Source organism: Pseudomonas putida (assembly GCF_002906855.1).
GTDB classification, from domain to species: domain Bacteria; phylum Pseudomonadota; class Gammaproteobacteria; order Pseudomonadales; family Pseudomonadaceae; genus Aquipseudomonas; species Aquipseudomonas putida_N.
Window position 1 is genome coordinate 1 of the sequence record NZ_MINI01000034.1, and the last position, 469, is coordinate 469.

At 53.5% G+C, this 469-nt stretch carries 1 protein-coding gene; it reads right to left on the reverse strand.

Features of this window, described 5'->3' with window-relative positions:
• A partial coding sequence (locus BGP85_RS12370) for a DUF4158 domain-containing protein (protein WP_146048982.1) occupies positions 1-285 on the reverse strand: 285 nt, incomplete at its 3' end.
• Positions 286-469: the final 184 nt, after the last annotated feature.

The window sequence follows — 469 nt, forward strand, 5'->3', positions numbered from 1 at the left end:
ACGTGCATAGAGGGCAAATTCGTCTGGAGCGGCGCCGATCTGATCAGCAACATACTTCAGCATGGCGCGAGGCGGAGTTTCTTCTGCTCCAAGCACTCGACCCGGGTATCGCATTAGACATAGCTGGATGGCGAAGCCGAGCCGATTGTGATTACGTCTCCGCAGTTCAATCTCCAGGCGATCCGCCAATGACAACGAATAGTGTCGGATTAGGTTATCCTCGTCGACTGGTATGTCGACAAGCTTCCGGCGATCTTGATCTTTAAGAAGCTTGCGCTTTGCCATCGCCCGACTCCATTGATGAGCAATCTGCTCGAAGCGTTGTCGAGTCGGGCCGGACAGAGAAATCAAAATTGGCGCATGTCGGTGGCAATCCACAGAGATCGGATGTTGCATATCGGATCTACGGCATCGTTCCGGTTTCGTTCGACCTTAGCGTACGATTTCGGACTGCTCTTGTTCCGACCCC